This window comes from Streptomyces sp. NPDC054840 (assembly GCF_053611065.1).
In genome coordinates this window covers 1-1,339 of the sequence record NZ_JBSGZP010001113.1, presented here as the reverse complement: position 1 = coordinate 1,339, position 1,339 = coordinate 1, and the positions used below count along the sequence as shown (strand labels likewise).

The window sequence follows — 1,339 nt, the reverse complement described above, 5'->3', positions numbered from 1 at the left end:
GCCCTCAGGGGGAGACCAGTTGGTGCTCCTGTGGGACGATCCCGACGACATGCCGGGCCTCCGGTCCCTGGCCTGACCCCGACCACCGACCGACGGCGGAACCGATGATGGAGGCAGAGGCAGTGGCGAAGGACTGGTGGCTGTACCACGGGACCGGCGAGGGCGCGGACCGGCGTGCCCGCCTGGAGGCCGGATTCCCGCCACCCTGGCGGGACTTCACCGGCACCCCCGACCCCGGATACGCGCCGCCCGGGTGCGCGGGAGCGGCCTGGGAGCGCACCTGGCGGCGCGGCGAGGGCTACGTACCCGACGAGCCGGAGAAGGACGTCGTCAACACGGCCCTGCACCTGCGCAGGCCCCTGCTCGTCACCGGGAAACCGGGCGTGGGCAAGTCCACGCTCGCCTACAGCATCGCCTCCGACCTGAACCTGGGGCCCGTACTGCACTGGCCGATCACCAGCCGGACCGTACTGCGGGACGGGCTCTACCTGTACGACGCCATCGGCCGCCTCCAGGAGGCCGGGCTGGAGCAGCTGCGTACACCGGGCGCACAGCCCGGCGCGGCGGCAGCGGCGGCCGTGCCCGGGCCGACGCAGGACACAGCCTCCGCCCTCTCCGCCGCGCCCGCCCCCTCCGCACCCTCGATCTCCCGCTATCTGCGCCTCGGCCCCCTCGGTACCGCCCTGCTTCCGCAGGACCGCCCCCGCGTGCTGCTCGTCGACGAGATCGACAAGAGCGACATCGACCTCCCCGGCGACCTCCTCACCGTCTTCGAGGACGGCGGATTCCTCATCCCGGAACTCGCCCGCCTCGCCCAGGAGGACCCCACCGTCGCCATCGGCACCGACGACGACCCCGACGCGGTCGTACGGATCACCCAGGGCCGTGTCCAGTGCCGCTACTTCCCCATCGTCGTCCTCACCAGCAACGGCGAACGCGACTTCCCGCCCGCCTTCCTGCGCCGCTGCGTACGCCTCCACCTGGAGCCGCCCGGACCCGACAAGCTCGCCCGCATCGTCCGCCGCCGGCTCGGCGTCGACATCGATTCCGGCGAGGAGTACCAGGACCTCGTCCAGGCCTTCCTCGACCGCGGCGAGGACGGCGACCTGGCCACCGACCAGCTCCTCAACGCCATCCAGCTCCGCCTCGCCGGCGCCTGGTCCGCGCCCGCGGACCGCGAACGCTTCCTCGCCACCGTCATGCAGCACCTGACCGGGCCCACGGCGTGATCGAGAAGCTGCTCGCGGCCCTCGCCGACGGCGCCGACAGCAGCGTCCCGGACACCGGCATCGGGGCGGAGGAGATCGCCGACATCCTGTGGCTGGCGGCCCGCGTGGAC

1 protein-coding gene is annotated in these 1,339 nt (G+C 73.1%); it reads left to right on the top strand.

Annotated elements, in window-relative coordinates; translation table 11 throughout:
• Nucleotides 1-107 precede the first annotated feature (107 nt).
• On the top strand, nucleotides 108-1,229 hold the full coding sequence (locus ACWGIU_RS37985; protein ID WP_453712659.1) for an AAA family ATPase: 1,122 nt from the start codon (nucleotides 108-110) through the stop codon (nucleotides 1,227-1,229).
• The last annotated feature ends 110 nt before the right edge of the window (nucleotides 1,230-1,339 follow it).